Consider the following 5401-nt stretch of genomic DNA (forward strand, 5'->3'; position numbering starts at 1 on the left):
AGATCAGCCTGATCGAAACTCAACTTCTCGCGCGTACCGCCACCTTCCAGCACCGCTTCGGCAAGCTCCGCCTTGCGTGCTTTCAATTCCTCGATGCGCTCTTCCACCGTCCCCGACGTAATCAATCGGAATACAAATACCGGCTTGTCCTGGCCGATACGATGCGCACGGTCGCTGGCTTGCGCTTCGGCGGCGGGATTCCACCACGGGTCGTAATGAATGACTGTATCGGCCGCGGTCAGGTTGAGGCCGACGCCGCCGGCTTTCAGCGAGAGCAGGAACAAAGGCACGTCGCCTTCCTGGAAGCGCTGCACGGGTTCGGCGCGATCGCGTGTTTCGCCGGTGAGCATCACATAGCGGATGCGGCGCCGCTCCAGCTCGTTGGCGATCAGCTTGAGCATTTCGGTGAACTGCGAGAACAGCAGCACTTTGCGCCCTTCGGCGAGCAGCGCGGGCAGCATGTCCATCAGCAGTTCGAACTTGGCGGAATCGCGCACACCGCGTGCCGCCTCCAGTTTGACGAGGCGTGGATCGCAACAGACTTGGCGCAGTTTGAGCAGCGCATCGAGCACTACGATGCCGCTGTGTGCGATACCTCGTTGAGCAATCACTTCGCGCAGTTCGTCGGCCAGCGACAGGCGCAGGCTCTCGTATAGCTCGCGCTGACGGCCATCGAGCACCACGCGGCGCGTGATTTCGGTTTTGGACGGCAGCTCTGATGCAACCTGCGCCTTGGTTCGGCGCAGGATGAACGGCGCGAGACGGCGATTGAGGCGCTCTTGGCAATCCTCGTCGCGCTGCTTTTCGATCGGCACGCGGTAGTGACGACGGAAGGCACCTTCATCACCCAGCAGGCCCGGCACAGCCAGATCCACCTGCGACCAGAGTTCACCGAGGTGATTTTCCAGCGGCGTGCCGGTGAGGCAGATGCAGCGTGGCGCGCGCAAGGTGAGCGCCGCGCGGCGTGCTTGCGTGCGTGGATTCTTCACTTGTTGCGCTTCGTCAAACACGATCAACGAGAACGGTTGTTTGCGCAGCGTCACCACGTCACGCGGCAGCAAGGCGTAGCTCGTGAGGATGATGTCCTGCGCGGCGATCTGCGAAAAATCGCCGCTGCGCTGCGGACCATGCAAGGCAAGTGCGCGCAGGGAGGGTGCGAAACGTGCGATTTCCGCCAGCCAGTTCGGAATCAGGCTGGTGGGCACCACGATCAACGCGGGCTGCTGCAAGGCGCTACGCTCTTTCAGCGCCAGAAGGTGCGTGATCAATTGCAGTGTCTTACCAAGACCCATGTCGTCGGCGAGCACGCCACCGACGCCGGCTTCGGCCAGCGCGTTTAACCAGCGCAGACCTTCGCGCTGGTAAGGGCGCAATTCGACGGTGAGACCTTCGGGAACAGCATCGCTCGCACGCTCGGCGGCATCGCGCAGGCGTGCGGTGAATCCGCGCAGTTGCTCGGGTGCCTGTAATTCGCCACCGGCCGGCAACGCTTCGACGATTTCTTCCAGACGGCCGGCCTGCACGCGCGGCAGATGCAGTTTTTTCTTCGGCTTTTCGAGGTATTCGGCGAGCGGCGCCAGCAAACCGCGCAATTCCTTCAGGCGCACCGGCACGCGGCGACGCTCGTCGACCGGCGCGTACCAGACGGCATCCTCGGGCTCGTTTGGCGCGGGGCTGAGATTGAGCTGATGTTCGGCCAATGCCTGCGCTACCGCGGGCAACAGGTTGCGGCGCTTGCCTTCCACTTCGATACCGATTTCCAGATCGAAGGCGTGATCGTCGGCGTCTTCCACCGCGTTGCCGTACCAGCGCACCGGGCCTTCCAGCACTTCGAACGGGAAGCTCGGTGCGTATTCGAGCAGGAAGCCTTCTGCTTCGAGCTTTGGCCGCAAGGCAAGCCACCGCGCGGGCGTGTTCACTTCGAGCGCGCCCGCGTGGCCCTTGCCGGGGAACAGCCAGGCGTCTTCCGGCAAGGTGTCAGCCAAGTCCCACGGCAGCCCTTCGGTGTCGACGCCGAGCGTCAGGCCGGCACGTTCGAGCTGTTCCATGGTGGAAAGCTCTTCCGCACGTCTGCGTGTGATTTCCACCAGCTGGCCGTTGCGTACGCGGCGCACCAAAGGTTCGCCGCCGCGTCCTGGCAGGCGCTCGCCGGCGTAGTCAAAGGCGAGTCGTGCGTAAGCCAGCGGCGGCGTGCCGGCGGCCAGGCGCGCGTGACGGGTCAATGCGTGCAAGATAAGCACCGGCTTGGGTGCGAGTTCGGCGCGGCGCAGTTCGTCGAATACCTGCGGCTGCGGGATGCGATGCGCCAGGCGGCTCGATGGCAATGCGCCGCGCAAGAGACGGCTGTATTCATGCTTGAGCGGCGGCAAGTCCAGCCAGTGCGTTTCTTCCGGATCGGCTTCCAGATGACCCAGTTCGGCGCGCTCTGCATCCAGGTACCACAGCCCATCAATGCGCAGCAGGCGCTGGCTGTGGGGCAACGCCGGCAACAGGCGCTGGCTGCCGTCCTGTTCCAGTTGCCAATGCCAATTCAACTGATGCGACTTGCCGCGCGACAGGCGCAGACCGGCGAGTCCGCCCAGGAAGCAGGGCGCGGTATCCAGCATCTCGGCCAGCAGCGCATTGCCCACGTGGCCTGACAAACGTGCGTAACTGCGCGACTTGCGCAAGGCCTGCGGCAGGCCGAGCACGGTCGTGGCCAGCCGTTGTTCGTGCAGGGTCAGGATCGAATGGGAAAGCATTTTGCTTTCCAGCGGGGCGGGCCGGCTGAAGCGGCCATGCTCGCCCGGCACCAGCAACACGGGCGCCGAATCCAGGCGCGCGTAGGGGACACCATCCTCCGGCATCACCTCGAAGAAGAAACCGAGCACTGTATGTTCGTGCGCGCCACCCGCAGCGGGCTTGCCGAGCAGCTTGCGCCACACGCCGGGCAGGCTTCCCTCGCGCTCTTCATGCTGGGCGGAAGCATCGCCGTGCTGGTTCTCGTCCGGTAGGTGCATGCGCATGCGATCCCTGGAGCGATCAAAACCTTGAGCTTAGCAGCGATCCGGGTGCGCACCACAAGCGGATGCACACAAAAAAATAGCTCAATGCGTTCCGAACAAGCCCTGCGGGTATTCCGGCTTCTGTTCGCGCGCCATCAAGGCCTTCATGCCTTCGACCGGCGTCACGTCACCATGCAGCACGGCGCGCACGCCTTTGCTGATGGGGAGATCCAGGCCGTGCTTGTCGGCCAGGCGCACGACTTCGTTGGCGGTGACGACGCTTTCGACGACCTGACCGATCTGCGCCACCGCTTCGTGAATGCCGATGCCCTGCCCCAGCGCCAATCCCAGACGGCGGTTGCGCGACAGATCGCCGGTGCAGGTCAACACTAGATCACCCAGGCCGGACAGGCCCATCAGCGTTTCCGGCTTTGCGCCAAGCGCCACGCCCAGGCGCAGCATTTCGTTCATGCCACGGGTAATGAGACCCGCGCGAGCGTTCAGACCAAGCTGCATGCCATCGGCGACGCCGGTGGCGACGGCCAGCACGTTCTTCATTGCGCCACCAAGCTCGGCGCCCAGCACGTCGTTACCGGTGTAGACACGGAAGTTCGGGGCGTGCAGCAAATCGGCCAGCTGCTGCGCGAAGGCGGCGTTCTCGGAATGCACCGTGACAGCGCTGGGCTGGCCGGAAGCGACCTCGCGCGCGAACGACGGGCCGGTGAGCACCGCGGCCGACCGCCCGGGCAGCCGTTCGGCCACCAGCTCGTGCAGGAACCGGCCCGTGCCCGGCTCGAAGCCCTTGGTCGCCCAGGCGATGCTGGTGCCCGGATCGAGCAAGGGCGCGATCTCGGCCAGCATTTCGGCAAAGGCATGGCTGGGCACCACGATCAGCAGCGTGGTGGCGCCGCGTACGGCCTTGGCCAAGTCGGGCTCGAAGGCGAGCCCGGGCGGCAGTTGCAGGTCCGGCAGGTAGCGCTGGTTGCGATGGCTGGCAGCCATGTCGGCCAGGGCCGCTGCATCGCGGCCCCACAAGCGAGTGGGTACCCCATTGCGCGCGGCCATGGTGGCCAGGGCCGTGCCCCAGGAGCCAGCCCCGAGCACGGCCAGGATCGGCTGGTCGGTCATATCAGGACCTTGTTCGCCGGGTTTCAGCTGTTGAGCGTCGGGGCCTCGCCACCAGCGCCCATGCGGCGCTGCTGCTCGGCGTAGAGGGCTTCGAAATTGATCGGCTGCAGCAGGAACGGCGGGAAGCCACCTTCCTGCACCAGGTTGGAAATCACGTGACGGGCATACGGGAACAGCAGGTTCGGGCAGTAGCTGCCGATGATGCCGGCCTGGTCGGCCTCGGCGAAACCGGCGATGCCGAACAGACCTGCCTGCTGCACTTCCGCCAGATAGGCCGTGCGCTCGTTGATGGTGCAGGTCAGGGTCAGGGTGAGCACCACTTCGTACAAGTCGTTGCCCAGGCCGGTGGCACGCTGGGACAGGTTGAGCTGTACTTGGGGGGCTTCGGTGATTTCGCCGATTTCCTGGAAAATCTGCGGCGCATTGGGCGCCTCGAAGGATACGTCCTTGACGTAGATCTTCTGCAGCACGAGCTGCGGCTGATTGGCCTGACCAGCACCCTGGCCGTTGGCGGTGATATCTACCATGGGTATCCCTCGATTCAAAAGGCGAAGCGCGCGAGGCGCAAAGAAGGGGAATTGTTCCATACATCCCCGTCTGTCGCCATGTCGGCGAAGGCTGCAAAAGTGGTTAGAGATTGCGCAGCAGGGCGTTTTTACCGGATAATGCGCGGCTCGCCCCCGTCGACCCGGCCTGCCGGGCATGTCCGCAACGCGATGCGGACCTCACGACCAAGCGACCCGCAACACCCTCCAGCATCGCGTGGCGCATTGCGCCGCTGGGCCGATGTCGCCCTGGCCAACGGGCGGTTTACGAAATCTACGGAGGTCATCATGGCCCGTGTATGCCAAGTCACCGGAAAGGGTGTGCAGACCGGCAATAACGTCTCGCACGCCAACAACAAGACCCGCCGCCGCTGGTTGCCCAACCTGCATGAGCGCCGGTTCTGGGTTGCCAGCGAAAACCGCTGGGTCAAACTGCGCGTCTCCAACCAGGCGCTGCGTACCATCGACAAGAAGGGCATCGAGGCCGTGATCGCCGACCTGCGTGCCCGTGGCGAAAAGATCTAAGGAGCTTAAGTCATGTCCAAGAGCAAGAGCGACAAGATCCGTTTGATCTCTTCGGCCGGTACCGGCCACTTCTACACCACGCAGAAGAACAAGAAGAACACCCCGGACAAATTTGAATTCAAGAAATACGATCCGGTCGTGCGCAAGCACGTGATCTACAAGGAAGGCAAGATCAAGTGATCCACCGTTAGGTGAATGCTCTGGCGAAAGCCAGGATCT

5 protein-coding genes are annotated in these 5401 nt (G+C 63.9%); 2 read left to right on the forward strand and 3 right to left on the reverse strand.

From position 1 onward, the window contains the following. The 3 genes from VJR68_RS05570 to secB all read right to left on the reverse strand — a co-directional run. A partial coding sequence (locus VJR68_RS05570) for a DEAD/DEAH box helicase (protein ID WP_324146578.1) occupies positions 1–2999 on the reverse strand: 2999 nt, incomplete at its 3' end. Between the two features lie 87 nt (positions 3000–3086). Then, the gene (locus VJR68_RS05575) at positions 3087–4112 is read right to left on the reverse strand and encodes an NAD(P)H-dependent glycerol-3-phosphate dehydrogenase (protein ID WP_324146579.1); all 1026 of its coding nucleotides are present in this window, start codon (positions 4110–4112) and stop codon (positions 3087–3089) included. A 23-nt stretch (positions 4113–4135) separates the two neighbouring features. Then, entirely contained in the window at positions 4136–4639 is a 504-nt protein-coding gene (gene secB / locus VJR68_RS05580; protein WP_324146580.1) for a protein-export chaperone SecB, read from the reverse strand. A gap of 306 nt (positions 4640–4945) precedes the next feature. On the opposite strand from secB, the gene rpmB reads away from it, so the two are divergent. Together rpmB and rpmG are read left to right on the forward strand one after the other, a co-directional pair. Beyond that, positions 4946–5182, forward strand: coding sequence for a 50S ribosomal protein L28 (gene rpmB, locus VJR68_RS05585; protein ID WP_026635436.1), 237 nt, complete (start codon positions 4946–4948; stop codon positions 5180–5182). A 12-nt stretch (positions 5183–5194) separates the two neighbouring features. Continuing rightward, positions 5195–5362, forward strand: a complete 168-nt coding sequence (gene rpmG / locus VJR68_RS05590; RefSeq protein ID WP_026635435.1) for a 50S ribosomal protein L33 — start codon at positions 5195–5197, stop codon at positions 5360–5362. The last annotated feature ends 39 nt before the right edge of the window (positions 5363–5401 follow it).

The organism is Dyella sp., from assembly GCF_035277725.1.
GTDB lineage: Bacteria > Pseudomonadota > Gammaproteobacteria > Xanthomonadales > Rhodanobacteraceae > Dyella_B.